At 71.1% G+C, this 25,037-nt stretch carries 27 protein-coding genes; 6 read left to right on the forward strand and 21 right to left on the reverse strand.

Features of this window, described 5'->3' with window-relative positions:
• Positions 1–118: 118 nt before the first annotated feature.
• Together ACZOOI_RS10520 and ACZOOI_RS10525 are read left to right on the forward strand one after the other, a co-directional pair.
• Positions 119–742 carry a L,D-transpeptidase family protein gene (locus tag ACZOOI_RS10520; protein WP_465280449.1) on the forward strand — a complete coding sequence of 208 codons (624 nt, stop codon included), beginning with the start codon at positions 119–121 and terminating at the stop codon, positions 740–742.
• Positions 743–922: 180 nt separating this feature from the next.
• The gene (locus tag ACZOOI_RS10525; RefSeq protein ID WP_465280450.1) at positions 923–3,247 is read left to right on the forward strand and encodes a transglycosylase domain-containing protein; all 2,325 of its coding nucleotides are present in this window, start codon (positions 923–925) and stop codon (positions 3,245–3,247) included.
• Positions 3,248–3,301: 54 nt separating this feature from the next.
• Here the strand turns inward: ACZOOI_RS10525 and tsaE are convergent, their stop codons facing one another.
• From tsaE to ACZOOI_RS10555, 6 genes are all read right to left on the reverse strand, one after another.
• A complete protein-coding gene (tsaE, locus tag ACZOOI_RS10530) occupies positions 3,302–3,820 on the reverse strand; it encodes a tRNA (adenosine(37)-N6)-threonylcarbamoyltransferase complex ATPase subunit type 1 TsaE (protein ID WP_465280451.1) in 519 nt (172 codons plus the stop codon).
• Between the two features lie 160 nt (positions 3,821–3,980).
• Positions 3,981–5,123, reverse strand: a complete 1,143-nt coding sequence (locus ACZOOI_RS10535) for an alpha/beta fold hydrolase (protein WP_465280452.1) — start codon at positions 5,121–5,123, stop codon at positions 3,981–3,983.
• Positions 5,120–6,295, reverse strand: coding sequence for an alanine racemase (alr, locus tag ACZOOI_RS10540; RefSeq protein ID WP_465280453.1), 1,176 nt, complete (start codon positions 6,293–6,295; stop codon positions 5,120–5,122). The genes ACZOOI_RS10535 and alr overlap by 4 nt, the downstream gene beginning before the upstream one ends.
• Positions 6,296–6,426: 131 nt before the next feature.
• Positions 6,427–7,893 carry an NAD(P)H-hydrate dehydratase gene (locus ACZOOI_RS10545; RefSeq protein ID WP_465280454.1) on the reverse strand — a complete coding sequence of 489 codons (1,467 nt, stop codon included), beginning with the start codon at positions 7,891–7,893 and terminating at the stop codon, positions 6,427–6,429.
• 12 nt (positions 7,894–7,905) lie between these two features.
• Positions 7,906–8,274 (reverse strand): holo-ACP synthase, encoded by a 369-nt coding sequence (locus ACZOOI_RS10550; protein ID WP_391585379.1) that lies wholly within the window; start codon positions 8,272–8,274, stop codon positions 7,906–7,908.
• Between the two features lie 166 nt (positions 8,275–8,440).
• Positions 8,441–9,412, reverse strand: coding sequence for an EamA family transporter (locus ACZOOI_RS10555; RefSeq protein WP_465280455.1), 972 nt, complete (start codon positions 9,410–9,412; stop codon positions 8,441–8,443).
• Between the two features lie 112 nt (positions 9,413–9,524).
• On the opposite strand from ACZOOI_RS10555, the gene ACZOOI_RS10560 reads away from it, so the two are divergent.
• On the forward strand, positions 9,525–10,064 hold the full coding sequence (locus ACZOOI_RS10560; protein WP_465280456.1) for a MarR family winged helix-turn-helix transcriptional regulator: 540 nt from the start codon (positions 9,525–9,527) through the stop codon (positions 10,062–10,064).
• A 99-nt stretch (positions 10,065–10,163) separates the two neighbouring features.
• Here ACZOOI_RS10560 and glmS read toward each other — a convergent pair whose 3' ends face one another.
• Positions 10,164–12,014: a glutamine--fructose-6-phosphate transaminase (isomerizing) gene (gene glmS, locus ACZOOI_RS10565; protein ID WP_391585382.1), complete on the reverse strand. Its 1,851-nt coding sequence runs from the start codon at positions 12,012–12,014 to the stop codon at positions 10,164–10,166.
• A gap of 93 nt (positions 12,015–12,107) precedes the next feature.
• Between glmS and coaA the strand changes: the two genes are divergently transcribed.
• The gene (coaA, locus tag ACZOOI_RS10570) at positions 12,108–13,076 is read left to right on the forward strand and encodes a type I pantothenate kinase (protein ID WP_391585383.1); all 969 of its coding nucleotides are present in this window, start codon (positions 12,108–12,110) and stop codon (positions 13,074–13,076) included.
• 19 nt (positions 13,077–13,095) lie between these two features.
• The gene (locus ACZOOI_RS10575) at positions 13,096–14,070 is read left to right on the forward strand and encodes a DUF389 domain-containing protein (protein ID WP_465280457.1); all 975 of its coding nucleotides are present in this window, start codon (positions 13,096–13,098) and stop codon (positions 14,068–14,070) included.
• A 57-nt stretch (positions 14,071–14,127) separates the two neighbouring features.
• Here ACZOOI_RS10575 and glmM read toward each other — a convergent pair whose 3' ends face one another.
• The 3 genes from glmM to rplM all read right to left on the reverse strand — a co-directional run bounded on the left by glmM (position 14,128) and on the right by rplM (position 16,627).
• On the reverse strand, positions 14,128–15,495 hold the full coding sequence (glmM, locus tag ACZOOI_RS10580) for a phosphoglucosamine mutase (protein ID WP_465280458.1): 1,368 nt from the start codon (positions 15,493–15,495) through the stop codon (positions 14,128–14,130).
• A gap of 161 nt (positions 15,496–15,656) precedes the next feature.
• Positions 15,657–16,142 carry a 30S ribosomal protein S9 gene (rpsI, locus tag ACZOOI_RS10585; RefSeq protein WP_020549204.1) on the reverse strand — a complete coding sequence of 162 codons (486 nt, stop codon included), beginning with the start codon at positions 16,140–16,142 and terminating at the stop codon, positions 15,657–15,659.
• 41 nt (positions 16,143–16,183) lie between these two features.
• The gene (gene rplM, locus ACZOOI_RS10590) at positions 16,184–16,627 is read right to left on the reverse strand and encodes a 50S ribosomal protein L13 (protein ID WP_020549205.1); all 444 of its coding nucleotides are present in this window, start codon (positions 16,625–16,627) and stop codon (positions 16,184–16,186) included.
• Positions 16,628–17,167: 540 nt separating this feature from the next.
• Here rplM and ACZOOI_RS10595 point away from each other — a divergent pair.
• Positions 17,168–18,040, forward strand: coding sequence for a hypothetical protein (locus ACZOOI_RS10595; protein WP_465280459.1), 873 nt, complete (start codon positions 17,168–17,170; stop codon positions 18,038–18,040).
• Between the two features lie 24 nt (positions 18,041–18,064).
• Here the strand turns inward: ACZOOI_RS10595 and truA are convergent, their stop codons facing one another.
• From truA to map, 11 genes are all read right to left on the reverse strand, one after another.
• Positions 18,065–18,952: a tRNA pseudouridine(38-40) synthase TruA gene (truA, locus tag ACZOOI_RS10600; protein WP_465280460.1), complete on the reverse strand. Its 888-nt coding sequence runs from the start codon at positions 18,950–18,952 to the stop codon at positions 18,065–18,067.
• Positions 18,953–19,007: 55 nt separating this feature from the next.
• Positions 19,008–19,529, reverse strand: a complete 522-nt coding sequence (gene rplQ, locus ACZOOI_RS10605) for a 50S ribosomal protein L17 (RefSeq protein WP_465280461.1) — start codon at positions 19,527–19,529, stop codon at positions 19,008–19,010.
• A 98-nt stretch (positions 19,530–19,627) separates the two neighbouring features.
• Positions 19,628–20,644: a DNA-directed RNA polymerase subunit alpha gene (locus tag ACZOOI_RS10610; RefSeq protein ID WP_020549209.1), complete on the reverse strand. Its 1,017-nt coding sequence runs from the start codon at positions 20,642–20,644 to the stop codon at positions 19,628–19,630.
• A gap of 100 nt (positions 20,645–20,744) precedes the next feature.
• Positions 20,745–21,371: a 30S ribosomal protein S4 gene (gene rpsD / locus ACZOOI_RS10615; protein ID WP_020549210.1), complete on the reverse strand. Its 627-nt coding sequence runs from the start codon at positions 21,369–21,371 to the stop codon at positions 20,745–20,747.
• A 28-nt stretch (positions 21,372–21,399) separates the two neighbouring features.
• Complete coding sequence (gene rpsK, locus ACZOOI_RS10620) at positions 21,400–21,801, reverse strand: 30S ribosomal protein S11 (RefSeq protein ID WP_020549211.1); 402 nt, start codon at positions 21,799–21,801, stop codon at positions 21,400–21,402.
• Between the two features lie 67 nt (positions 21,802–21,868).
• Positions 21,869–22,249 (reverse strand): 30S ribosomal protein S13, encoded by a 381-nt coding sequence (gene rpsM, locus ACZOOI_RS10625; RefSeq protein ID WP_020549212.1) that lies wholly within the window; start codon positions 22,247–22,249, stop codon positions 21,869–21,871.
• A gap of 182 nt (positions 22,250–22,431) precedes the next feature.
• On the reverse strand, positions 22,432–22,545 hold the full coding sequence (gene rpmJ, locus ACZOOI_RS10630) for a 50S ribosomal protein L36 (protein ID WP_009740505.1): 114 nt from the start codon (positions 22,543–22,545) through the stop codon (positions 22,432–22,434).
• 116 nt (positions 22,546–22,661) lie between these two features.
• Positions 22,662–22,883, reverse strand: a complete 222-nt coding sequence (gene infA, locus ACZOOI_RS10635; protein ID WP_018382544.1) for a translation initiation factor IF-1 — start codon at positions 22,881–22,883, stop codon at positions 22,662–22,664.
• A 197-nt stretch (positions 22,884–23,080) separates the two neighbouring features.
• Entirely contained in the window at positions 23,081–23,461 is a 381-nt protein-coding gene (locus tag ACZOOI_RS10640) for a DUF1707 SHOCT-like domain-containing protein (RefSeq protein WP_465280462.1), read from the reverse strand.
• Between the two features lie 35 nt (positions 23,462–23,496).
• Positions 23,497–24,102, reverse strand: a complete 606-nt coding sequence (locus ACZOOI_RS10645) for a DUF1707 SHOCT-like domain-containing protein (protein WP_465280463.1) — start codon at positions 24,100–24,102, stop codon at positions 23,497–23,499.
• Between the two features lie 70 nt (positions 24,103–24,172).
• Positions 24,173–24,964, reverse strand: a complete 792-nt coding sequence (gene map, locus ACZOOI_RS10650; protein ID WP_465280464.1) for a type I methionyl aminopeptidase — start codon at positions 24,962–24,964, stop codon at positions 24,173–24,175.
• Positions 24,965–25,037: the final 73 nt, after the last annotated feature.

Here is a 25,037-nt window from a genome sequence, read left to right on the forward strand (position 1 = left end):
GCGTCCGCGGTGCGCGTCGGCCCCGGCGGCGAACGAAAAATGGACCCGGCTCCAACGCGCGGGCGGCACCTGCCGGCACCATGGAGGCCACCACACGGCGGAAGAGGGACCCAAGGCAATGGCGAAGCGGCTCAACCCGGGCGTGGCCGTCGCGGGCATCACCATCGCCGCGCTGGTCGGCGTCGGATTCCTCGCGGCGCAGGCCGCGAACTCGGCGCCGGACAACCGGGGGATAGCGCGCACGAGCACGCCGACGCCGTCCGCCGTGTCCGGCGCACCCGCACCTCCGGTCTACGTCCCGCCGCCCGTGCCCGCCAACTCCGGCACCGGCAAGCGGGTCGTCTACTCGCTCAAGGACAGCCACGTCTGGCTGGTCGACGAGGCCGAGCGCATGCTGCGCGAGTACCGGGTCGTGAACGCGCCGGTCAAGCCGCAGCCGGGCTCTTACCAGGTGACCCTGAAGAAGGAGGAGGCGCAGACCGGCAGCGACAGCCTGCGGATCACCCACTCCGTGCGCTTCGGGGCGGTACAGGGCATCCCGCTGGGTTTCGCGGCCACCGACACCCCGCTGGACAAGATCGACACCGGCAGCAAACCCAGCCCCTCCCCCAGCGGCACCGCCCGCCCGCGGACCTCCGCACCGCCCGCCAAGCAGAGCGCGGGCATCCGCTCCAACACCGAGGACGGCGCCGCCCTGTGGGCCTTCGCCCCGGTCGGCACGCCGGTCATCGTGGTGCCCTGACCCACACCCTGTCCGATATGCCACGCCACGCCCACCATTGCCCCGCCCTGCGACTGTTTCCAGGCTTTGCCCCCATATCATCGGGACGATGATCCCTCCGGTCACACCCGCCCCACGGGCACACGCGACCGACCGGACAGGGGCCCGTCAGGGCAATGGCACCGAGGAAATGGTGGCGGCGTGGCGCACGACTCCTCCGGCCCGAGCAGTCCCGGCGACGTCCAGGGGCCGGCTCCCCGGCGCAGGCTCTTCGACTATCCGCGCAGCAATCGGCGGGGACTCCGGCGCTGGCTGCCCTCGTTCAAGCATCTGCTCACCTTCGTCCTGCTGGTGCTCTCCGGCCTGTTCGCCGCCGTCGGTCTGATCTACGCGGTCACCCCGGTCCCGCACGCCGTCAACGCCCAGGCCCGGCAACAGAGCAACGTCTGGTACTGGAGCGACGGCACCGAGATCACCCGCACCGGTGCCACCAACCGGCAGACCGTGCCGCTGTCCGCGATCCCGATCGACGTGCAGCACGCGGTGCTGGCCGCCGAGGACCGTTCGTTCTACTCCAACTCCGGTGTCTCGATCACCGGCACCGTGCGTGCCCTGCTGCGCAACGCGGCGGGCGGCGGGGGCGGGCTCCAGGGCGGCTCGACGATCACCCAGCAGTACGTCAAGAACGTCTACCTCACCCAGGAACAGACGCTGGCGCGCAAGTTCAAGGAGGCGATCATCTCGGTCAAGCTCGATCGCACCGTCTCCAAGGACGACATTCTCGCCGGCTATCTCAACAGCGTGTACTTCGGCCGCGGCACGTACGGGATCGAGGCCGCCGCACAGGCGTACTACGGCGTCGACGTCGGGCAACTCACCGTCGAGCAGGGCGCCTACCTCGCGGTGCTGCTGAACGCGCCCAGCGCCAACGACGTGCGCAACAGCACCGAGGCGGGCCGCCGGCGGGTGCTCGCGCGCTGGAACTACGTGCTGGACGGCATGGTCAAGGAGAAGTGGCTCGCTCCCGAACAACGCGCCGGCATGGTCTTCCCCGAACCCGTCGACCCGCGCCCGGCGGCCAACCTGGCCGGCGTCAACGGCTACCTGGTGGAGATGGGCAAGCGCTATCTGCTCGACCACAAGGTGGTCGACGAGGACCGCCTCGACGCGGGCGGCTATGCGATCACCACCACGTTCGACAAGGGCAGGACCGAGGCGCTGTACCGGACCGTGCAGGACCAACTCGCCCAGTCGCTGGACCCGGCCGAGCGCTCGGCCGACGTCGGCGTGCGGGTCGCCGCCGCGTCCGTGGAGCCGGGTACCGGGCGGATCGTCGCGGTCTACGGCGGCCCGAACTACGTCAGGCAGTTCGTCAACGACGCCACCCGCCGCGACGTGCAGGTCGGCTCCACGTTCAAGCCGTTCGTGCTCGCGGCGGGGCTGCGCGACGGGGTGCAGGACGGCGACGGCAGGCGCGACCGGATCAGCTCGCGCACGATGTACAACGGCAACGACAACGTGGTGATCCGCTACCCGAACGGCAGGCCCGTGCTCCAGGACGGCGTGCCGTGGCAACCCGGCAACGAGGACGGCGTCAGCTACGGGCAGATCACCCTGGCCCGGGCGATGGACAGATCGGTGAACACCGTCTACACCCAACTCGGCATGGACGTCGGCCCCGACCGGGTGGTGCGGGCCGCGGTGGACGCGGGACTGCCCGCGAGCACGCCGGGCCTGCAACCGGTGCCCTCCGTCTCGCTGGGCACCTCCACCCCCAGTGCGCTGGACATGGCCTCGGCGTACGCCACCTTCGCGGCCGAGGGCAAGCAGCGCGACGCCTACCCGGTGGACAAGCTGACCCGTTCCGGCGACTCGATCGACCTGCCCGAGCACGACGTGCGGGACCCCTACGACGACCGGCAGGCGAACGCCGTCACCCAGGTCCTGCGCGGCGTCGTGGACGGTGGCACCGGTTCTCGCGCGCAGGCGCTGAACCGCCCGGCGGCGGGCAAGACCGGCACCACCGACGACAACCGCTCGGCGTGGTTCGTCGGGTACACCCCGGACCTGGCCACCTCGGTGGGGATGTTCCGCGAGGACGCGAACACGCACGCGTTCCTGTCCATGTCCGGGGTGGCCGGGCTGGCCCGGGTGGACGGCGGCAACCTGCCGACCCGGATGTGGACGACCTACATGCGGGCCGCGCTCGCCGGGCATCCGGTCGCCGAGTTCCCGGAGGACACCTCGGGCGGCCTCGGCGGCCCGGACACCAGCCTGGTGCCGCCGGACACCTCCAGCGCCACGCCCAGCGCCCCGGCCACCGCGAGCAGCAGCCCGCCGGCCGGCGGCGACACCGGCACCACCGCGCCGCCGACCACACCCCCGGCGACCGGCACCCGTCCGCCGGCCGGCTCGGCCGGGCCGACCGGCTCCGGCGGCGCAGCGACCAGCCGCCCGCCCAGCCGGGCCCCGAACTCGCCCGATGTCCCGACCGCACCCGAGTCGCCGGCGGCGCCCGGCCCCTGATCCGTGGCCCCCGGAAAACCGGTCGGCCGGGCGGGCGCTCGGCCGGTCGGCGGATCAGCCGTTCAGCGCGTCCAGGTCGGCGCTCGCCCAGCGGGTGCCGACCCCGGTCACCACGATCGTGCGCACCTCGTCGCCGGCGAAGTCGGTCGGGCTCCCCGCGAGCGCGTCCGCGCCGGCCTGATCGCGCGCGATGGCGATCTCCAGGCGGTCCTCGGTCAGATCCTCGACCATGCCCTCGCCCCACTCGACCACGGTCACCGACTCCTCCATCGACGCGTCCAGGTCCAGGCCGTCGATCTCGGCGGTGACGTCGGCCGACCCGCCGAGCCGGTAGGCGTCCGCGTGCACCAGGGCCGGCCCGCCGACCTCGGACGGGTGTACCCGGGCGATCACGAACGTCGGCGAGGTCACCGCCCCGCGCACGCCGAGGCCGACCCCGATGCCCTGGGTCAGCGTGGTCTTGCCCGCGCCGAGCCCGCCGGACAACACGATCAGGTCGCCGGCCCGCAGCAACTTCGCCAGGCGTGTGCCGAGCGCGCGCGTGTCCGCACCGCCGCCGACCGTCACCGTCACACTTCGCACCACTTCAGCACTCCCACCAGACCGAACTCGCGGGCCCGAACCGCCTCGGGTCCGCCGTCCCCGGGCCGGCCCCGATCGTGCTGGGGTCGCGACTCGGGATCACCGCTCGGGATCACTGTCCATCAGGATCCCGGTCTCCGTCGATTCCCACCTATGCCGACGATTCGTCGCACGTGTGCCCACCGGATCGCCCGACGCGCCGCTTCGGTGCCCGCACGGCGCGCGCGAGAAGCTCGCGCAGCGCCGCGTTCACCACCTCCGGATGCTCCAGCGGGGTCAGGTGTCCCGACTGCGGCACGACCAGCAACTCGGCGTCCGGCAGCGCCTCCTTGATCGCCTCGCTGTGCGAGGCCGGCGCGATCAGGTCCCCCTCGCCGGCCACCACGAGCGTCGGCACATCCGCCAGCGCGGGCAGGGCGGCCAGCTTGTCGTGCGTCTCGAAGGCCGGGAAGAACTCGGCGATCACGTCGATCGGGGTGCCGGAGATCATCCGGTCGGTGAAGCGCACCAGGGTCGCGTCCACCTCGGAGTCGAACGCGTACCGCTCGGTGAACAGGTAGACCAGATCCCGGGCGGCCCGCCGGCCCGCCTCCACCAGTGCGGCCCGGCGGCCGAGCGTGCGCAACAATCCCGGCGCGACGCGGTGCACCAGCCGGGCGCCGGCCGCCGGGATGCCCAGCGTCACGGTCGCCCAGCGGCCCGCCGAGGTGTTCATCAGCGCGACGCCGATCACCCGGTCCCCGAACAGTTCGGGATGTTGATCGGCCAGCGCCATGATGGTCATCCCGCCCATCGAGTGGCCGAGCAGCACCAGCGGTCCCTCGGGCGCCAGTTCGGTCAGCACCGTGTACAGGTCCGCGCCGAGGTGGTCGATCGTCGAGGTCTCCGGCGCGCCGCGGCCGGACCGGCCGTGGCTGCGCTGGTCGTACAGGACCAGCCGGTATTCCTCGCGCAGTTCGGCCCGCTGGTAGTGCCAGCAGTCCATGTCCAGGCAGTAGCCGTGGCACAGCACCACGGTCACCGCGGCGTCGAGTCTGCCGTCCACTTCGGCGTACAGCTCGACGCCGTCGGCGGTGGTGACCACCCGCGACTCGCCGCGCAGCGTGCCGAACTCGGCCAGCGCGTCCAACTGGGCCTCCGTACGCCGGCGGAACGCCCGCCCGACGGTCATCCGCTCGATCGCCACGCCCGCGGCGGCACCGGCCGCGAGCACGCCGACCGCGGCGCCCAGGATGCCGGCCCGGCGGCCCAGCGCCCGGCCGCCACCGGAGCCACTCGGCACGGGGGTGGTCACGGCGCGGCCGTCCCGGTGTCGGCCGGTCCGCCGGCGGCCGTTCCGCTGCCGGCCGTTCCGCTGTAGACGCGGGGCACCCGTGCGCCGATCCGGGTGACGATCTCGTAGCTGATCGTGTCGATCGCCCGGGCCCAGTCCTCGGCGGTGGGCTCGCCCCGGTCGCCCGGGCCGAACAGGATCGCCTCGTCGCCCGCGGCGGCGTCGTCGTCACCGAGGTCGACCACGAACTGGTCCATCGCGACCCGGCCCACGATGGTGCGCCGGCGGCCGGCCACCAGGACCGGGCCGACGTTGCTCGCGTGTCTGGGGATGCCGTCCGCGTAGCCGGTGGGCACCAGCGCGAGGGTGGTGTCCCGCTGCGCGATCCACGAATGCCCGTAGGACACGCCGTGCCCGGCGGGCACCCGCTTGACCCCGGCCAGTCTCGCCGCCAGCGTCATCGCGGGGCGCAGCCCGAAGTCGGCGGGGCCGCCGACCTCCGGCACGGGCGAGAGGCCGTAGCTGACCAGGCCCACCCGGACCAGGTCGAAGTGCGCCTGCGGCAGCAGCAGGGTCGCGGGCGAGTTGGCCATGTGCCGCACCTCGGGAGTGACCCCGCAGCCCTCGGCGTGCGCCAGCATCGCGGTGAACTCGGCCAACTGGGCCGGGACCGACGGGTGCCCGGGCTCGTCCGCACAGGCGAAGTGCGACCACAGGCCGACCACCTCGACGGAGCCGTCGGCCTGCGCCTTGAGCCCGGCGTCCACCAGGGCCGGCCAGTCGGCGGGCGTGCAGCCGTTGCGTCCCAGGCCGGTGTCGGCCTTGAGGTGCACGCGCGCGGTCCGGCCGGCCGCACGGGCGGCCTCCACCACCTCGCGCATCGCCCACAGCCCGCTCACCGAGATGTCCACGTCCGCGCGCACCGCGTCCTCGAACCTGTCCCCGGGGGCCCACAGCCAGGTGAGCACCCGGCCGGTGTCGCCCGCCGCGCGCAGGGCGAGTGCCTCCTCGACCACCGCCGTGCCCAACCACGTGGCGCCGGCCTCGCGGGCCGCTCGCGCGCACGGGACCATGCCGTGCCCGTAGGCGTCCGATTTGACCACGGTCATCACCGCCGCCGAGCCCACTCGCGCGCGCACGGCCGCGATGTTGCCCCGAATCGCATCGAGATCGATCCGCGCCTCGGCACGCATGTGGCTGGTGGTCCTTCCGACGACGGTCAGCGACGAGAGTCCGGACCGTGGTCCGGGGACGGATCCGGGACCGGGCGTCCCGAAGTTCGAGAGTCCCAGTGTGGCAGGCCCGTGCCGGGCCGGCGTCCCTGTCACGTGCCTGTGACGTCCGCCCACACCGTGGGCAGCGCCCTGATCAGGTCCGGAGCGGTCACCGGGCCGGGCAGCGCACGGGCGGCCAGGCCGTGCAGATAGGCGGCCACCGAGCCCGCGTCCAGCGCATCCAGGCCCGCCGCGAGCAGCGCGCCGGCCAGGCCGGAGAGCACATCGCCGCTACCCGCGGTGGCCAGCCACGGCGTGCCGGTGGGATTGATCCGGGCTCGGCCGTCGGGCGCGGCGACCACCGTCGTGGTGCCCTTGAGCAGCACCACGCAGTCGTGGATCGCGGCGAGTCGACGTGCGTGCTCCAGCCGCTCGGCCTCGATCCGCTCGCGGGTCGTCTTGATGCCGGCGGCGGCGAACAGGCGCACCGCCTCGCCCGCGTGCGGGGTCAGCAGGGCGGGGGCCGACCAGGTGCCGGGCTTCGTCCGGGCCAGCAGGGTCAGCCCGTCCGCGTCCACCAGCACGGGCACCCGCGAGCGCAGCACGTTCGTCCAGCGCGCCTCGGCGTCCGGATCGGTGTCCAGTCCCGGACCCACCACCCACGCCTGCACCCGGCCCGCGTCGGCGGGCGCCGCGGTGGTGGCCAGCGTCTCCGGCCAGGCCGCGAGCACCGGGCCCAGCACGTCTGCGGGGCCGGCGCAGCGGACCGCGCCCACGCCGCCGCGCACGGCCGCGCCGACCACGAGCACCGCCGCGCCGGGATATCTGGGCGAGCCGGCGACCACGCCGAGCACCCCGCGGGAGTACTTGTCGCTCTCGGTCGAGGGCTCGGGCAACAGTCGGGCCACGTCCGCGTGTTGCAGGACGGTCAGTCGCGGGTCCGGCAGGTGCGGGTCGAGCCCGATGTCGACCAGGTGCCGCACCCCGGCGTGTCCGGCGCCGGGGTCGACCAGCAGGCCGGGCTTGTAGGTGCCGAACGTGACCGTCACCTCGGCGCGCACCGCGGCGCCCTCGACCCGCCCGGTGTCCGCGTCCACCCCGCTGGGCACGTCGACGGCGACCACGATCGCATCCCGTACGTGCGCGAGCAGCTCGGGCGCGGGCGGGCGCAGCGCACCGCGGCCGCCGATCCCGACGATCCCGTCCAGCACCAGGTCGGCCCGTCCGAGCAGGTCGATCAGGTCGGACCGGGCCGGCTCGCGCGCGTCCCACACCCGCACCCCGGCCCGCCGCGCCGCGGCCAGGCCGCCCGGGTGGGCCCGCTCCGGCGCGAGCAGCAGCGCGTCCACCCGTGCCCCGCGTCGGGCCAGCAGGCCGCCCGCGTACAGGGTGTCCCCGCCGTTGTCGCCGCTACCCACCAGCAGTGCGACCCGCGCGCCGTAGACCCGGCCGAGCACTCGTACGCACGTGTTCGCCAGGCCCGCCGCGGCGCGCCGCATCAGCGTGCCCTCGGGCAGCGTGGCCAGCAGCGCGGCCTCCGCGGCCCGTACCTGTCCCACTTCGTGCGCTGCCCGCATGCGGACGCCCCCTCAGCCCTCGGCGATCACGACAGCGGAAGCAATGCCCGCGTCGTGGCTGAGCGACACATGCCAGTGCCGCACGCCCAGTTCGGCCGCCCGCGCGGCCACGGTGCCACGGACCGCGAGCAGTGGCCGGCCGGATTCCCCGGTGGTCACCTCGGCATCGCACCAGTGCAGCCCGCCGGGCGCGCCGAGCGCCTTGGCCAGTGCCTCCTTGGCGGCGAACCGGGCGGCCAGCGACGCGACGCCGCGTTCCTGTCCGGGCCGCACCCAGCGCTCGCCCTCGGTGAAGAGCCGATCGGCCAACCCCGGGGTCCGTTCCAGCGACTGCCCGAACCGCGCGATGTCCGCCACGTCGATACCCACACCGATGATCACGCCCAGAGCCTACAAACACCGCCTACACGCACCGCTTGCGAACACCGCCTGCGAACACCGCGGAGCCGCCCGGGCGAGCCCACCCGGGTCCGGGCACACACGAATCCGGGCCGCATCCCGCAGGGGATGCGGCCCGGTGGGCTCGCCGTGTGGTGGTGTCGTCGGGTCACGAGGCCTCGACGACCTCGGCGCGGTTCCGCTCCTTCGTCTCGACATCCGCGACCCGCGTGACCGGCAGGTCGATCCGCACCTCGGTGCGGCGCTTGGGCTGCCGCTGACCGAGCAGCATCGCGCCCAGGGCGATCACCAGTCCGAGCACCTGGAGCAGGGTCAGCGTCTGGCTCAGCACAACCAGGCCGGCGAGGGTGGCGACCACCGGGTTGACCAGGCCGAGGAAGGACGCCACGCCGGCGCCGAGGCGCTCGATGCCACGGAACCACAGCACGTAGGCGAGAGCGGTGCCGATCAGGACCAGGTAGCCGAAGCCGAGCAGGTTGCGGCCGGTGGGCACCGGCGGCACGCCCTCGAGGGCGAACATCAGCGGGACGATCACCATGCCGCCGACGGTCAGCTGCCAACCGGTGGTGGCGAGCAGCGAGACACCCTCGGGCCGGCCCCAGCGTGCCGACATCACCACGCCCATCGCCATCAAGGTGGTGGCCAGCAACATCAGTCCGACGCCGATCGGGTCGATCCTCGCCTGCGAGCTGAGCACGAGCAGGGCGACCCCGACCACGCCGCCGACGCCGGCGAGCAGCACCCGCGCCTGCGGTCGGACCTTGAGGATCAGGAACGACAGGCCCGCGACGATCAGCGGCGACACCGCGCCGATCGTGGCCGCGACCCCGCCGGGCAGCCGGTAGGCGCCGGCGAAGATCAGCGGGAAGAACAGCCCCACGTTGAGCATGCCCAGGACGAACGACCGCCACCACCACACCCCGGTCGGCAGCCTTCTGGACAGGGCGACCAGGAGCAGGCCCGCGGGCAGCGCCCGCACGCCGGCGGCGAGCAGCGGGCGGTCCGCCGGAAGCATCTCCGTGGTCACGAGGTAGGTGGTCCCCCACGTGGCCGGGGCCACGGCCGTCGCCAGGAGCATTCCCACCCGACCGAGTCCCTTGCTACCACCCTGAACCGCCATGACTTTCACCTCAACGTTAGCTTTGCGAGCAGTGACTATCTGAACGTTGAGATAAGTAAATACCCTGGATCTGCGAGCGTCAAGTAGATGAGCGTTGAGATAAATTGGTGGCATGACCGAACGCGACACACACGACGTGGACACCCGCGACGCCATCGACGACGTGTGGGACCAATGGCACCGCGAGCGCCCCGACATCGATCCGAGCAGCCTGGACGTGATGGCGGCCGTCGGTCGGATGAACCGGCTGCGCCGGCACATCGACCAGACGTTGCGCACCTACTTCGCCCGGTACGGGCTCGACTTCTCCGAGTTCGACGTCCTGGCCACCCTGCGCCGCTCCGGCGGCGTCGAGGGGGTCAGCGCCGGCTCCCTGCTGCGCTCGGCGATGGTGACCTCGGGCGCGATCACCAACCGGGTGGACAAGCTCACCAAGAAGGGGCTGGTGGAGCGCTCGGTCAGCGCGGAGGACCGCCGCTCGGTCCTGGTCAAGCTGACTCCCGAGGGGGTCCGGCTCGTGGACGACATCCTGCTCGGCCACCTGGAGAACGAGGGGCGTTTCCTCGCCGTGCTCGACGAGGCCGAGCGCGACCAGCTCAACGGCCTGCTGCGCAAGCTCCTGATCGCCCAGGGCGACACCCACCTGGGCTGATCCGGACGAGCGCCCCGACAAGTCCCGCCCCACCACGCAAAAGCCGCCCCGCGCTTCCTCGAACGAGGAGGCACGGGGCGGCCGGCGGGCCGGGTCGAACTACTCGACCGTGACCGACTTCGCCAGGTTGCGCGGCTGGTCCACCTCGTGGCCCTTGGCCGTGGCCAGCTCACACGCGAACACCTGCAGCGGCACGGTGGACACCAGCGGCTGGAGCAGCACCGGCGTGACCGGGATGCGCACCAGGTGGTCGGCGTACGGCACGACCGCCTCGTCGCCCTCCTCGGCGATCACGATGGTGCGCGCGCCGCGCGCCCGGATCTCCTGGATGTTGGACACGATCTTGTCGTGCAGCACCGAGCGCCCGCGCGGCGACGGAACCACCACCACCACCGGCAGGCCCTCCTCGATCAGCGCGATCGGGCCGTGCTTGAGCTCGCCCGCCGCGAAGCCCTCGGCGTGCATGTACGCCAGCTCCTTGAGCTTGAGCGCACCCTCCAGGGCCACCGGGTAGCCCACGTGCCGACCCAGGAACAGCACCGAACCGGCGTCCTTGAGCGAACGGGCCAGCTCGCGCACCGGCTCCATCGTGTCCAGGACCTTCTCCACCATCTCCGGCATCGCCGCGAGCTGCTCGATCACCTCGGTGATCTCGTCGCCCCACTTGGTGCCGCGCACCTGACCCAGGTACAGGGCAACCAGGTAGCACGCGACCAGCTGGGTCAGGAACGCCTTGGTCGAGGCGACCGCGACCTCGGGACCGGCGTGCGTGTACAGCACGGCGTCCGCCTCGCGCGGCATCGTCGAGCCGTTGGTGTTGCAGATGACCAGCACCTTGGCGCCCTGCTCGCGGGCGTGCCGCTGGGCCATCAGGGTGTCCATCGTCTCGCCGGACTGCGAGATGGTCACCACCAGCGTCTGCCGGTCCAGGATCGGGTCGCGGTAGCGGAACTCGCTGGCCAGCTCGACCTCGCAGGGCACCCGGGTCCAGTGCTCGATCGCGTACTTGGCGATCAGCCCGGCGTGGAAGGACGTGCCGCAGGCGATGATCACGACCTTGTCGATCTCGCGCAGCACCTCGTCCGCGATCCGCACCTCGTCGAGCACCAGGCGCCCGTCGGTGCCGATCCGGCCGAGCAGCGTGTCGGCGACCGCCTTGGGCTGCTCGGCGATCTCCTTGAGCATGAAGTAGTCGTAGCCGTCCTTCTCGGCGGCCGACACGTCCCAGTCCACGTGGTACTCGCGAAACACCGCCGGCGCACCGTCGAAGTCGGTCACCGTGATGGTGTCCCGGCGCAGCTCGACCACCTGGTCCTGGCCCAGCTCGATCGCCTCGCGCGTGTGCTCGATGAACGCGGCCACGTCCGAGGCGAGGAAGTTCTCGCCCACTCCGCGACCGACCACCAGCGGCGAGTTGCGGCGCGCGCCGACCACCACGTCCGGGGCGTCCGCGTGCGCGGCGACCAGGGTGAACGCGCCCTCCAGGCGGCGACACACCCGGCGCATCGCCTCGGCCAGATCCCGGCCCGCGCCCGGGAACTCCTCGGCCAGCAGGTGCGCGACCACCTCGGTGTCCGTCTCGGAACTCAGCTTGTGCCCGCGCTCGGCCAGTTCGGCCCGCAGCGCCGCGAAGTTCTCGATGATCCCGTTGTGTACGACGGCGACCCGGCTCGCGTTGTCCAGGTGCGGATGCGCGTTCGCATCGTTGGGCGCACCGTGCGTGGCCCACCGCGTGTGGCCGATGCCACACGTCCCCACCGGGAGCGGCGCTTCGGCCAGCGCGCCCACCAGGTTCGCCAGCTTCCCTGCGCGTTTCTCGCTCACCAGGGCACCGTCGGAGAGCACGGCCACCCCGGCCGAGTCGTAGCCGCGGTACTCCAGCCGCTTGAGCCCGCCGATGACCACATCCAGCGCCGATTGAGCGCCCACATATCCCACAATCCCGCACATGGGGGCCAGCCTACGGGGTCTGCATCGGGCCGGCGGAAACACGTTCGACGGCCCGGCGACGGGTCGCGGGCGCGCACTCGGGACAATGGACACGTGCACTCCTTCGCGGCTCAGGGGCCGGCTCGCGACCTGTCCCCCTTCGTCGAACTCGACCGCGCCGCCTGGACCCGGCTTCGGGCCGGGACGCCGCTCCCGCTGACCGCCGACGAACTCGAGCGCCTGCGCGGCCTGGGCGACGTGGTCGATCTCGACGAGGTCTCCGACGTCTACCTGCCGCTGTCCCGGCTGTTGAACCTCTACGTCGGCGCCACCCGGGGCCTCGGCCGCGCGCTGACCACCTTCCTGGGCAACGGCGACAACCCGGGGATACCGTTCGTGATCGGCGTCGCGGGCAGCGTCGCCGTGGGCAAGAGCACCACCGCGCGCATCCTGCGCGAACTGCTCGCCCGCTGGCCCGACCACCCGCACGTCGAACTGCTGACCACCGACGGCTTCCTCTACCCCAACGAGGAGTTGGAACGGCGCGGGATCATGCACCGCAAGGGCTTCCCGGAGTCCTACGACCGACGCGCCCTGGTCCGCTTCGTCGCCGACGTCAAGGCGGGCAAGCCCGAGGTCACCGCGCCGGTGTACTCGCACCTGACCTACAACATCGTGCCGAACGAGCGACTGACCATCCACCGGCCCGACATCCTCATCGTCGAGGGCCTCAACGTGCTGCAACCCGCGTCGCCCACCGCGGACGGCCGGCCCCGGCTCGCGCTGTCCGACTTCTTCGACTTCAGCGTGTACGTGGACGCCCGCACCCAGGACATCCGCCGCTGGTACCTGGAACGCTTCGTCAAGCTGCGCCAGACCGCGTTCCGCGACCCGGCCTCGTACTTCCGCAAGTACGCGGTGATGACCCCCGAGGACGCGCTGCGCTACGCGGAGAACACCTGGGCCACCATCAACGAGGCCAACCTGGTGCAGAACATCCGCCCCACTCGCGCCCGGGCCACCCTGGTCCTACAGAAGGACGCGGACCACTCGGTGAGCCGACTGCGGCTGCGCAAGCTGTGAGCCCGAGTACCTTCACGGGATGTTTCATCTACGCCTGATCGTGCCCGCCGACCGCAGCGCCGCGGTCCGCGACCTGCTGCTCACCGAACCCGGCGCCACCCACCTGGTGGTGTGGCCGGGCGCCGCGGTGCAACCCGCGGGCGACGTGATCGCCTGCGATCTCGCCCGCGAGGCCACCAGCACGGTGCTCGCCGAACTGCGTGCGCTGGACCTGCACGAGGACGGCTCGATCGCGCTCGAGGACCTGGACGTGATGTTGTCCCGGTCCGCGGACCGCGCCGAGCAGGACGCGCCGGGCGACAGCGCCGACGCCGTAGTGTGGGAGGAGATCGAGGAGGCCACCTCGGAGGAGTCCGTGCTCTCCGTGACGTTCCTGGCCTTCCTGGCCCTGGCCACCATGATCGCCGCGTGCGGTGTCCTGCTCGACAACCCGATCCTGATCGTCGGCGCGATGGTGGTGGGACCGGAGTTCGGCCCGCTCGCCGGACTGTGCGTGGCCGCGGTACAGCGCCGGCCCCGGCTCGCCGGCCGCAGCGCGCTCGCCCTGCTGGTCGGCTTCCCGGTGGCGATGGCGGCCACCATGGCGTTCACCGCACTGCTGGACGTCCTCGGCCTGTTCGATCGCGACATGCTCGAACGCCCGCGCCCGCTCACCGAGTTCATCTTCCAGCCGGACTGGCTCTCGTTCTGGGTCGCGCTGCTCGCCGGCGTCGCGGGCATGCTCTCGCTGACCAGCGCCAAGTCCGGCGCGCTGATCGGCGTGCTGATCTCGGTCACCACCGTGCCCGCCGCGGCCAACGCCGCGGTGGCGATCCGGTACTCCGACTACGCGCAGGCGGCCGGCTCGATGGGCCAACTCGGCCTGAACCTGGCCGGCATCGTGCTCGCGGGCACCCTCACCCTGCTCGTCCAGCGCGGCTTGTGGAGCCTCCAGGCCGCACACGGCAAGCGGCGACCCCCGCCGGCATCGACGGGGCTCGCCAAGTCTTCCTGACGCCACGGGAGTTCGGCCGACCCGGCCCTGTTCGCCGGACGGGACTTTGGACAAGACCTATTCGAGCGCGAGCAGGGTCCGCACGACCTCGGCCAGGCCGGTCGCCTCGTCGTGTGCCTGGTCGTGCGTCTGCGCCTCGACCATCACCCGGACCAACGCCTCGGTACCCGAGGGGCGCAACAGCACCCGACCGGTGTCGCCCAGGCGCTCCTCCACCAGTGCGACGGCCCGGGCCAGTTCGGGCGTGGTGTGCACCCGGGTGCGGTCCACCCCGGCGACGTTGACCAACATCTGCGGCAGCCGGGTCATCACCGAGGTCAGCTCGTGCAGCGGCTTGCCGGTCTCCGCGACGCGGGCCAGCAGGCGCAGCGCGGTCAGCGTGCCGTCGCCCGTGGTCGCGTGGTCCAACAGCACCACGTGGCCGGACTGTTCGCCGCCCAGCGACAGCCCCGAGGCCTGCATGGCCTCCAGCACGTAGCGGTCGCCGACCGCGGTCTCCACCATCTTGATGCCCGCGGCCTGCATGGCCAGCTTGAGCCCGAGGTTGGACATCACGGTGGCCACCAGCGTGTTCTCCACGAGCTGCCCGCCGTCGCGCATCGCCAGCGCGAGCACCGCCAGGATCGCGTCGCCGTCGACCAACTCGCCGCGCGCGTCCACCGCCAGGCACCGGTCCGCGTCGCCGTCGTGCGCGATGCCCGCGTCCGCACCGTGCTCGACCACCGCGGCCGCGAGCGCGTCCATGTGCGTGGAACCGCAGTTGTCGTTGATGTTCAGGCCGTCCGGCTCCGCGTGGATCGCGATCACCTCGGCCCCGGCCCGGCGCAGCGCGTCCGGTGCCACCGCCGAGGACGCGCCGTTCGCGCAGTCCACCACGATCTTGAGCCCGTCCAGGCGGTGCGGCAGCGAGGACAACAGGTGCTCTACGTAACGCTCGTGGCCCTCGGGGTGGTCCTGCACCCGGCCGACCCCGGAACCGGTGGGCCGCTCCCACGCGGTGCCCAACAGCGCCTCGATCTCGTTCTCCACCTCGTCCGGCAGCTTGTGCCCGCCGCGCGCGAAGAACTTGATCCCGTTGTCCGGCATCGCGTTGTGGCTCGCCGAGAGCATCACGCCCATGTCCGCGCCGAGCAGCCCGGTCAGATAGGCGATCGCCGGCGTCGGCAGCACCCCGGCGCGGTACACGTCCACGCCCGCCCCCGCCAGACCCGCGACCACGGCGGCCTCCAGGAACTCTCCGGACGCCCGAGGGTCACGACCCACCACGGCGAACGGCCTGCGACCGTGCCCTGATTGCGGAATCCCGTCCCGACCGCGTGAGCCCAGCACCCGCGCGGCGGCGACCGCGAGATCGAGCGCCAGTTCCGCGGTCAGCCGGCCATTCGCCAGGCCACGCACGCCGTCCGTACCGAAGAGTCGTCCCACAGTTGGATCTCCCGCATACATTCCGGATGTCTCGGACACTACCTCGCGACGCCACCCCCGCAGGAGTGCCGCCGGAAAACGCATCAGGCCCCGGGGGCACGAACCGTGCCCCCGGGGCCTGATGACGCTGCAAACAGCCGCAGAGGGTGCTGCGAGGCTGTTTAGCGCTTGCTGTACTGAGGCGCCTTGCGCGCCTTCTTCAGACCGTACTTCTTGCGCTCCGTGGCACGCGGGTCACGGGTCAGGAAGCCGGCCTTCTTGAGCGCCGGGCGGTTCGCCTCGACGTCGGCCTCGTTCAGCGAACGGGCCACACCCAGACGCAGCGCGCCGGCCTGGCCGGAGACGCCGCCACCGTGGATGCGGGCGTGCACGTCGTAGCGGTCGTCCAGCTCGAGCACCTTGAAGGGCTCGTTGACCAGCTGCTGGTGCACCTTGTTCGGGAAGTACTCCTCGAGCGTGCGCCCGTTGATCTTCCACTTGCCCGTGCCCGGCACGATGCGGACGCGCGCGACGGCTTCCTTGCGGCGGCCGGTGGCCGAACCCGCCTGCGGCTCGCTGAAGCGCGAGGCGAGCGACTCGGACGTGTAGCTCTCGAGCGGAAGACCCTCGGTCTCCTCGATCGGGGTTTCTGCAATGGTCTCGGCCACTGTTCTCCTCAAACTATTCGTTCGTCAGGCGGTGGCCGTGACTACTGCGCGACCTGGGTGATCTCGAACGGAACCGGCTGCTGCGCCGAGTGCGGGTGCTCGGAACCGCGGTACACCTTGAGCTTCGACAACATCTGCCGGCCCAGGGTGTTCTTCGGGAGCATGCCCTTGATGGCCTTCTCCACGGCCTTCTCGGGGTTCTTCTCCAGCAGCTCGTCGTAGCGGACGGCGCGGAGGCCACCCGGGTAGCCGGAGTGGCGGTACGCCATCTTCTGGCTGCGCTTGTTACCCGACAGGTGCACCTTGTCGGCGTTCACAATGATGACGAAATCGCCGGTGTCGACGTGCGGCGCGTACACCGGCTTGTGCTTACCCCGGAGCAGGGCAGCAGCCTGGGTGGACAGACGGCCGAGCACGACATCGGTCGCGTCGATGACGTGCCACTGACGCTGGACGTCGCCGGGCTTGGGGCTGTACGTGCGCACGGTCGATAGCCTTCGCTTCTTCGTGAGTGTGTGCTGACGGATGCCGACTGGCTGTCCGGGAGATGATTCCGAACCGAATGCGGACTCCGGTGGCCGGCGGCCCGGCGTACCGACTCCACTCAAGCAAGCCAATACGCACAACGAACCGGCACAATACCGGGTCAAGGGGGTGCCGGTCAAAACGAGCAATGGGGCAATGATCTGCTCATGCCCCTCCCCAGCGTAAGCCATCGAGGCGGGTGCTCCTACCATGCCACGCCGGCCGTCACCGGATCGGCGGGTAGGTACGATGCGCCGAACGACTGGAGCTTCGGCGTATGGGGAGCCGAGGCGGGTCACCGTTTGCAGGGGGCGCAAATGTCGGGGGTCGGTACACCACCGGGAGACGACGGGCAGCAGCCGTGGAGCGTGCGCCCGGGCGGGCCCGGCACGCCGGGGCAGCCACAACACACGTGGGACCCGTTCCCCTCGCACGCGCACGACCCGCACGGGCAACAACCGCATCAGCAGCCCCAGCAGCCCTTCGCGCAATCCCGGCCCGTGCCCGAACAGCCAACGCAGCAACCGCAGTTCGCCGGCTCCACCGGGCCCGACTGGGACGCGCTGGCGGAGCAGCGGGACGCGGCGGCCCGTCGCCGCCGACTGCTGTTCACCGTCGGCGGCTCCGTGCTCGGCCTCGCGCTGGTCGGCGGTGTGGTCGCCGCGGCCATGGCGATGTCCGGCGGCGACGACGAGAAGAGCGCCGGCCCCGGCGCCTCGACCGGTCCCTCCGCCGCGTCCTTCGCCCCGGCCAAGCCGACCTTCCGCCCCGCACCCACCGTCCCGCCGCCGCCCCCGGCCCAGGCCGTGCTCGCCGACCCGACCCTGGACACCGCGCCGTTCACGGTCGAATCGTTGTTCCCCAGCTCGAAGTTCACCGTCAACGGGCGGCAGTACTCGGTGGTCGCGAGCAAGCTGGACAACACCTGTTCGGACGGCACCGACACCAAGCTCGGCTCGGCCGCGCGCAATCAGCAGTGCACCCAGCTCATCCGACTCGCGGTGATCGGCCCGGACGGCATCGTCTCCACCGCCGCGGTGGGCTCGTTCCCGTCCGCGGACAAGGCGACCGCGGTCAAGAACGGCAAGGACGGCGGCGAACTCCTGCCGCTGGCCGGCCCCGGCGTCAAGGTCTTGGACGCCAAGAAGCAAAAGCACGGCAAGCTGCGGAACTCGGTCGGTCGCTACGCCCTGTTCACCCTCGACTGGTACGCCGACGGCAAGGAACCGGTCGGCGACGACAAGCCGATGGCCCAGGCCCAGGACGACGTGGACAAGTTCCTGTGGAACTCGCTCACCGCGCGCGGTGAGGCGAGGTCCAAGCAGATCGACGAGGAGAACAGGCGCAAGGCCCTGGAGCAGATCCAGGGCTGACCCGGTCCCGATCGCCGCCCCGACTCAGCTGCCGTCCCGACGCCGCCGGGTCGCGGTGACCCGATCGGCGAGCAGCTCGTCCGCCGGGTAGGCCACCTCCTCCAGGGTGAGCCCGTGCGCGGGCGCGACATGTACGCCCGAGTCGCGCACCGCGCGCCCGAGCACCTCCAGCGGCCAGTCCACCGGCTTGCGCCCGGTACCCACCGCCAACATGGCGCCGACCAGCGAGCGCACCATGTTGTGGCAGAACGCGTCCGCCCGCACGGTGGCCACGATCACCGGCCGAAACGCGGGACCCACATCGGCCCCGGTCGGCGTCTCGCGCGCCCAGGAGAAGTCCTGGAGACAGCGCACCGTCGTGGCACCCTCGCGCTTGCGGCAGAACGACGCGAAGTCGTGCTCGCCCAACAACCGCCGCGCCGCCGCGTTCATCCGGGTCTCGTCCAGCGGCCGGTCGTGCCACACCACGTTGCCCCGCCGCAGCGGATCCACCCCACCCGGCGCGTCGCACACCCGGTACGCGTAGCGCCGCCAGATCGCGCCGAACCGCGCGTCGAAGCCCTCGGGCGCCACGGTGATCTCCCGCACCCGCAGGTCCCGCGGCAGTGCCCCGGTGACCCGCCGCAGGGCCACGTCGCCCAGCGCGGCCCAGACCTCGTCCGGCACGTCCAGATGCGCCACCTGACCGCGCGCGTGCACCCCCGCGTCGGTCCGCCCGGCCACGGTCAGCTGGGCCGGCTCGGCCAGCCGCAGCACGGTGGTCAGGGCGCTCTCCAACGTGCCCTGCACGGTGCGCAACGCGCGCTGGCGGGCCCAGCCCGCGAACTCGGTGCCGTCGTACGACAGATCGATGCGCAAGCGCACCACGTCAACCACCTCCGGGCATGGCGCGAGCCCGTCCCCCGTACGCATACGGGGAACGGGCTCGCACTGTGAATCAGAACGCGTGGAGCATGCGACGAGACCGTCAGGCCTTGTCGGCGTCCTTGCCCTCTTCGGCCTGCTCGGCCTCGGCGGCGGGCGCCTCCTCGGTCTCGGCGACCTTCGTCGTCTCGACCTTGGCGGTCTCCTGCTCCTTGACCGAGCGCTTCGTGGCGGCCTCGGCCTCGCCGACCGCGGTCTGCGCCACGGTCAGCGCCTCGACCAGCTCGATGACCGCCATGGGCGCGTTGTCGCCCTTGCGGTTGCCGATCTTGGTGATGCGCGTGTAACCGCCCGGGCGGTTCTCGTACCGGGGAGCGATCTCCTCGAACAGCGAGTGCACGACGCTCTTGTCCCGAACGATCGTGAGCACCTGGCGACGGTTGTGCAGGTCGCCCTTCTTCGCCTTGGTGATCAGTCGCTCGGCGACGGGACGCAGCCGACGCGCCTTGGCCTCGGTCGTGGTGATCCGACCGTGCTCGAACAGCGCCGTCGCGAGACCGGCCAGGATCAGCCGCTCGTGGGACGGGCCGCCGCCGAGGCGCGGACCCTTGGTGGGCCTGGGCATGTTCTCTCCTAGATATTCCTGCGCCGGCCGTGTCAGGTACCGACGTCAGTCCACCCGGGCCGGTCGGCCCGGGTGGTGACAACACCCGAAGGCGTTGTTCAGTACTGCTCGGTCTCCGCGAAGCCGTGGTCGTCCTCGTCGCCGAAGCTGTCCGCGGCGGCGGTCGGGTCGAACCCGGGCGGGCTGTCCTTGAGGGCCAGACCCATCCCGTTGAGCTTCGCCTTGACCTCGTCGATGGACTTCGCACCGAAGTTGCGGATGTCCAGCAGGTCGGCCTCGCTGCGCGCGACCAGTTCACCCACGGTGTGGATGCCCTCGCGCTTGAGGCAGTTGTACGAGCGGACCGTGAGCTCGAGCTCCTCGATCGGCAGCGCCAGATCGGCCGCGAGCGCGGCATCGGTCGGCGACGGGCCCATGTCGATGCCCTCGGCGTCGATGTTCAGCTCGCGCGCGAGACCGAACAGCTCGACCAGCGTCTTGCCCGCGGAGGCCATCGCGTCACGCGGACGCATGGACTGCTTGGTCTCGACGTCGACGATCAGCTTGTCGAAGTCCGTGCGCTGCTCGACACGGGTGGCCTCGACCTTGTACGTGACCTTGAGCACCGGCGAGTAGATCGAGTCGACCGGCACGCGGCCGATCTCCTGGCCCGCCTGCTTGTTCTGCACCGCGGAGACGTAGCCGCGACCGCGCTCGACGGTCAGCTCCATCTCCAGCTTGCCCTTGGCGTTCAGCGTCGCCAGGACCAGGTCGGGGTTGTGCACCTCGACACCGGCCGGCGGCGCGATGTCGCCGGCGGTGACCACACCCGGGCCCTGCTTGCGCAGGTACATCACGACCGGCTCGTCGTGCTCCGAGGAGACGACCAGCTGCTTGATGTTCAGGATGAGGTCGGTGACGTCCTCCTTGACACCCGGCACGGTGGTGAACTCGTGCAGGACGCCGTCGATCCGGATGCTGGTGACAGCCGCGCCCGGGATCGAGGAGAGGAGCGTACGACGGAGCGAGTTGCCGAGCGTGTAGCCGAAGCCGGGCTCGAGGGGCTCGATGACGAACCGCGAACGGTATTCGTCGACGACGTCCTCGGTGAGGGTCGGCCGCTGAGCGATAAGCATGGGGATGCCTCCTGATGATGACGCCCGCTATTTGACGCCAGTGGAAACAAGGATACGGGCGGACCGGCACAATCCCGGTCCGCCCGATCCCGTGGAGCTCTTACTTGGAGTAGAGCTCGACGATGAGCTGCTCCTGCACCTGCGTGTCGATGACCTGACGCGCCGGGAGGGAGTGCACGAGGATGCGCATCTTGCCCGGGATGACCTCGAGCCAGGCCGGGACGGTGCGCTCGCCGGCCTCGGCACGGGCGACCACGAACGGGGTCAGCTCGACCGAGTCCTTGCGGACCTCGATGATGTCGTTGTCGGAGACCCGGAACGACGGGATGTCCGTCTTGACGCCGTTGACCACGATGTGACCGTGGCGAACCAGCTGACGGGCGTGGTCACGCGACTTGGCGAAGCCCGCGCGGTAGACCACGTTGTCCAGGCGCGACTCGAGGATGCGAAGCAGGTTCTCGCCGGTCTTGCCCTGGCGACGGTTCGCTTCCTCGTAGTAGCCCTTGAACTGCTTCTCGAGCACACCGTAGATGCGCGCGCACTTCTGCTTCTCGCGCATCTGCAGCAGGTACTCGCTGTCCTTGGTACGGCCACGACCGTGCTCACCCGGCGGGTAAGGCCGAATCTCGATCGGGCACTTCGGGCCCTCGCACTTGCTGCCCTTGAGGAACAGCTTCATCTTCTCGCGACGGCAGCGCTTGCAGTCCGCGCCGGTGTAACGCGCCATTGTTCTTTAACTCCTAGTCAGCTGCTGGTCAGACGCGGCGGCGCTTGGGGGGGCGGCAGCCGTTGTGCGGCACGGGGGTGACGTCCTGAATGGAACCCACCTCCAGGCCGGTGGCCTGCAGCGAACGAATGGCGGTCTCACGACCGGAACCCGGGCCCTTGACGAAAACGTCGACCTTGCGCATGCCGTGCTCCTGGGCACGACGCGCGGCGGACTCGGCGGCCATCTGCGCGGCGAAGGGGGTCGACTTGCGCGAGCCCTTGAAGCCGACGTGGCCCGCGGAGGCCCACGAGATCACGTTGCCGCTGGGGTCCGTGATCGAAACGATGGTGTTGTTGAACGTGCTCTTGATGTGGGCGTGCCCGTGAGCGACGTTCTTCTTTTCCTTGCGGCGCACCTTCTTGGCGCCCGCGCGGCTCTTGGGAGGCATCTGCTGGAAACTCCTGAGGTCGTCGGTCCGCTACGAATTGAGGACCGCGTGATCCGTCGTACGCGGACTACTTCTTGCCCGGCTTCTTCTTGCCGGCGATCGCGCGACGCGGGCCCTTGCGGGTACGCGCGTTGGTGTGGGTGCGCTGACCGCGGACGGGAAGACCGCGACGGTGACGCAGACCTTCGTAGCAACCGATCTCGACCTTGCGGCGGATGTCGGCCTGAACTTCGCGGCGGAGGTCACCCTCGACGCGGTAGTTCGACTCGATCCAGTCGCGAAGCTTGATCAGGTCGTCCTCGGCGAGATCGCGGACGCGGGTGTCAGGGTTGACACCGGTGTTCTTCAGCGTGTCCAGCGCACGAGTGCGCCCGACGCCGAAGATGTAGGTCAGAGCGACCTCGACCCGCTTCTCACGGGGGAGGTCGACGCCGACGAGGCGTGCCATATGTGTGGCTCCTGGTTTAGTCGGAGGTCTGGCCCAGCACCGGTCCGGCACATCTTCTGGAGATGTCCTCGGTCCTCGGCCTCCGGCCGAGGGTGGCGTCCCGCACGAGGCGGGGGTCGGGTGCTGCGGCTCTTACGGGGTGCGTCGCGCGTCGATCGCTCGTTGTGCGAGGGGGTTGCTGCTCAGCCCTGGCGCTGCTTGTGGCGCAGGTTCTCGCAGATCACCATGACCCGGCCGTGACGGCGGATCACCTTGCACTTGTCGCAGATCTTCTTGACGCTCGGCTTGACCTTCATGATTTCTCCGGTACGTGTGACGAGGGCGTGCGGGCACGCCGCCGTCGCCGAGTCGGTTATCGGTTTGCGTCCAAGCCCCGCACACCACGCACGGCGTGGGCAGGGCCGGGGCTCGCCTACTTGTAGCGGTAGACGATCCGGCCGCGGGTCAGGTCGTAAGGGCTCAGCTCCACGACAACCCGGTCGTCCGGAAGAATACGGATGTAGTGCATCCGCATCTTCCCACTGATGTGCGCGAGGACTTTGTGCCCGTTCTGAAGCTCCACGCGAAACATGGCGTTGGGGAGCGACTCGATGACGGTGCCCTCGATTTCGATGGCCCCTTGCTTCTTGGGCATGTCCTCCGCGCTTCGTATCTCGGGATCAGCTACCGTTACCCGGCCACATGACGAAGCTCAAATTTTCGGCGCCCAGATGACGGGCGCGCCAAACCTGGCTACATGTGAGCCGACGAGTCAGTCTAAGGCACTCGGCCGGTGAAAGCGAAACCGGGCCCGGAACCATCGGTTCCGTTCCCGCCGGGGCGCCAGCGGGTCTACTTCACGAAGTAGACCAGCGCCCATGCCAGCACGCCGAGCGACATCACGACCAACCAGACCTTGTTCAACGTCGCGTTGGAAACCCGCTGACGCCGCCCCTCCGCCGGACCGTAGGCACCGGCTCGTGGAGGCGCATCGACGTATGGGTGGTACTCCCGCGGCGGCGTCGCACCCGCCGCGTCGTCCCGATCCTCGCGGCCCGGCAACTGCGCCGAGACCGCGTCGAGCTCCCCCACCGTACCCGCTCGGCGGACCGCGTCCAGGCGCGCCCGGTATTCGGACAGCGCGAGCCGGCCGGACGCGAGGTGTTCGCGCAGCTCGGCGGTCACACGTTCGCGGTCCGCGGGGGTCGCGAGGGCGTTCGGATCACGGTCCATACCACGAGCGTAGGCCCTGTTCCGGAGCCCGGTCATCAGGGCGCGGGGCGCCCGTGTCGCCAGAAGCACATCTGGATCGAGCCCAGCACCGCCGCGGCCGGGCCGTAGACCCACACCGGCCAGAAGTACACGACGCCGGTACCGGCCACCGCGACCAGCAGCCAGATCACCACGTTCAACGCGGTGATCGCGTTCAGCGTGGTCCACGCCGCCCGCAGGGCCCGCGCCCCGGCGGCCCAGCCGTCCCGCTCCCGCGGCACCGGGCCCGCGTCCCGGTACGCCCGGTCCCGGGCCGGTGGCGGGGCCGGTCTGGGTGTCGGCCACGTCGTCGACGCCGGCGGCGGCATCGGAAACACCGGCACCTCCGGCGCGACCGGACGGGCCAGGGCGGACCGGGTGCGCGCCGCCTCGTAGGCCATCCGCGCGCGGATCACCTCGACGTCCGCCTCCAGGTGTTCGGGCGGCGGCAGATCGCAGATCAGCCGGGCCAACTCCCCCAGCGTGACCGCCCCGAAGGCGGCCCCCATACGTTCGTTGAACTCTGCGAGCGTCAACCGTCCGACCGCATGGTGGTCGCGCAGAAGCGTCACCGCCGCTTCACGGTCGACGTCGGATGCCCGCATGGTCGGATGCCTCACCATGCCTTCGACAGTAGGCAGACACCGAGGCGTCGTACATGGTGCCAGCCCCACCATCGACGGGGGCCTGGCATCAGGGACGGGTCAGTACCACGGGCCCGTTCTCGGTGATCGCGATCGAGTGTTCCCAGTGCGCCGCGTGGCCGCCCGCGGTGGTCTTGACCGTCCACTCGTCGGGCAGCGTGTACGTGTCCGGCTTGCCGAGGGTGACCATCGGCTCGATCGCCAGGCACACGCCGACCTCCAGGCGCGGACCCCGGCCGCCGGGGCCGTAGTTGAGCACGTGCGGGTCCTGGTGCATCTCGGTGCCGATGCCGTGGCCGCCGTAGTCCTCGACGATGCCGTACTTGGCGCCGCCCGGCAGTCGGTTGGCCCGGATCGACTTCTCCACCGCGTGGCTGATGTCGGTCAGCCGCCCGCCGGCCACCGCGGCCTCGATGCCCGCCCACATGGACTGCTCGCACACCCGGCTCAGTTCGAGCACCTCGGGCCGCACCGTGCCGATCGGCACGGTGATCGCCGAGTCGCCGTGCCAGCCGTCCAGGATCGCGCCGCAGTCGATCGAGATGATGTCCCCGTCCCGCAGCGGCGTCTCGTCCGGAATCCCGTGCACCACCACGTCGTTGACCGACGCGCAGATCGACGCCGGGAAGCCGTGATAGCCCTTGAACGAGGGAATCGCGCCCGCCGCACGGATCGACCGCTCGGCGATCGAGTCCAGATCGGCCGTGGTCACCCCGGGCTTCGCCGCCTCGCGCAGCAGCTCCAGCGTGTTCGCCACGACAGCCCCGGCACGACGCATCTTCTCGATCTGCTCGGGCGTCTTGCGCTCGATTCGCATGTGCCGCTTCCTGAACACCGGCATGGCCGTCCTCGTCTGTGTATCGCCGAAGCCTCGTCTCGGCCGAGGCATTGTCCCGGCCGAATGATCTCGGCTG

This window comes from Embleya sp. L77, from assembly GCF_055557415.1.

What these genes read in the sequence shown, in the direction of transcription:
- ACZOOI_RS10520 (WP_465280449.1), top strand. Translation starts at nt 119, where the DNA reads ATGGCGAAGCGGCTCAACCCGGGCGTGGCCGTCGCGGGCATCACCATC.
- alr (WP_465280453.1), bottom strand. Translation starts at nt 6,295, where the DNA reads ATGCGTGCCGAGGCGCGGATCGATCTCGATGCGATTCGGGGCAACATC.
- ACZOOI_RS10545 (WP_465280454.1), bottom strand. Translation starts at nt 7,893, where the DNA reads ATGCGGGCAGCGCACGAAGTGGGACAGGTACGGGCCGCGGAGGCCGCG.
- ACZOOI_RS10555 (WP_465280455.1), bottom strand. Translation starts at nt 9,412, where the DNA reads ATGGCGGTTCAGGGTGGTAGCAAGGGACTCGGTCGGGTGGGAATGCTC.
- ACZOOI_RS10560 (WP_465280456.1), top strand. Translation starts at nt 9,525, where the DNA reads ATGACCGAACGCGACACACACGACGTGGACACCCGCGACGCCATCGAC.
- glmS (WP_391585382.1), bottom strand. Translation starts at nt 12,014, where the DNA reads ATGTGCGGGATTGTGGGATATGTGGGCGCTCAATCGGCGCTGGATGTG.
- ACZOOI_RS10575 (WP_465280457.1), top strand. Translation starts at nt 13,096, where the DNA reads ATGTTTCATCTACGCCTGATCGTGCCCGCCGACCGCAGCGCCGCGGTC.
- truA (WP_465280460.1), bottom strand. Translation starts at nt 18,952, where the DNA reads ATGCGTACGGGGGACGGGCTCGCGCCATGCCCGGAGGTGGTTGACGTG.
- rplQ (WP_465280461.1), bottom strand. Translation starts at nt 19,529, where the DNA reads ATGCCCAGGCCCACCAAGGGTCCGCGCCTCGGCGGCGGCCCGTCCCAC.
- ACZOOI_RS10610 (WP_020549209.1), bottom strand. Translation starts at nt 20,644, where the DNA reads ATGCTTATCGCTCAGCGGCCGACCCTCACCGAGGACGTCGTCGACGAA.
- rpsD (WP_020549210.1), bottom strand. Translation starts at nt 21,371, where the DNA reads ATGGCGCGTTACACCGGCGCGGACTGCAAGCGCTGCCGTCGCGAGAAG.
- rpsK (WP_020549211.1), bottom strand. Translation starts at nt 21,801, where the DNA reads ATGCCTCCCAAGAGCCGCGCGGGCGCCAAGAAGGTGCGCCGCAAGGAA.
- rpsM (WP_020549212.1), bottom strand. Translation starts at nt 22,249, where the DNA reads ATGGCACGCCTCGTCGGCGTCGACCTCCCCCGTGAGAAGCGGGTCGAG.
- rpmJ (WP_009740505.1), bottom strand. Translation starts at nt 22,545, where the DNA reads ATGAAGGTCAAGCCGAGCGTCAAGAAGATCTGCGACAAGTGCAAGGTG.
- infA (WP_018382544.1), bottom strand. Translation starts at nt 22,883, where the DNA reads ATGCCCAAGAAGCAAGGGGCCATCGAAATCGAGGGCACCGTCATCGAG.
- ACZOOI_RS10640 (WP_465280462.1), bottom strand. Translation starts at nt 23,461, where the DNA reads ATGGACCGTGATCCGAACGCCCTCGCGACCCCCGCGGACCGCGAACGT.
- ACZOOI_RS10645 (WP_465280463.1), bottom strand. Translation starts at nt 24,102, where the DNA reads ATGGTGAGGCATCCGACCATGCGGGCATCCGACGTCGACCGTGAAGCG.
- map (WP_465280464.1), bottom strand. Translation starts at nt 24,964, where the DNA reads ATGCCGGTGTTCAGGAAGCGGCACATGCGAATCGAGCGCAAGACGCCC.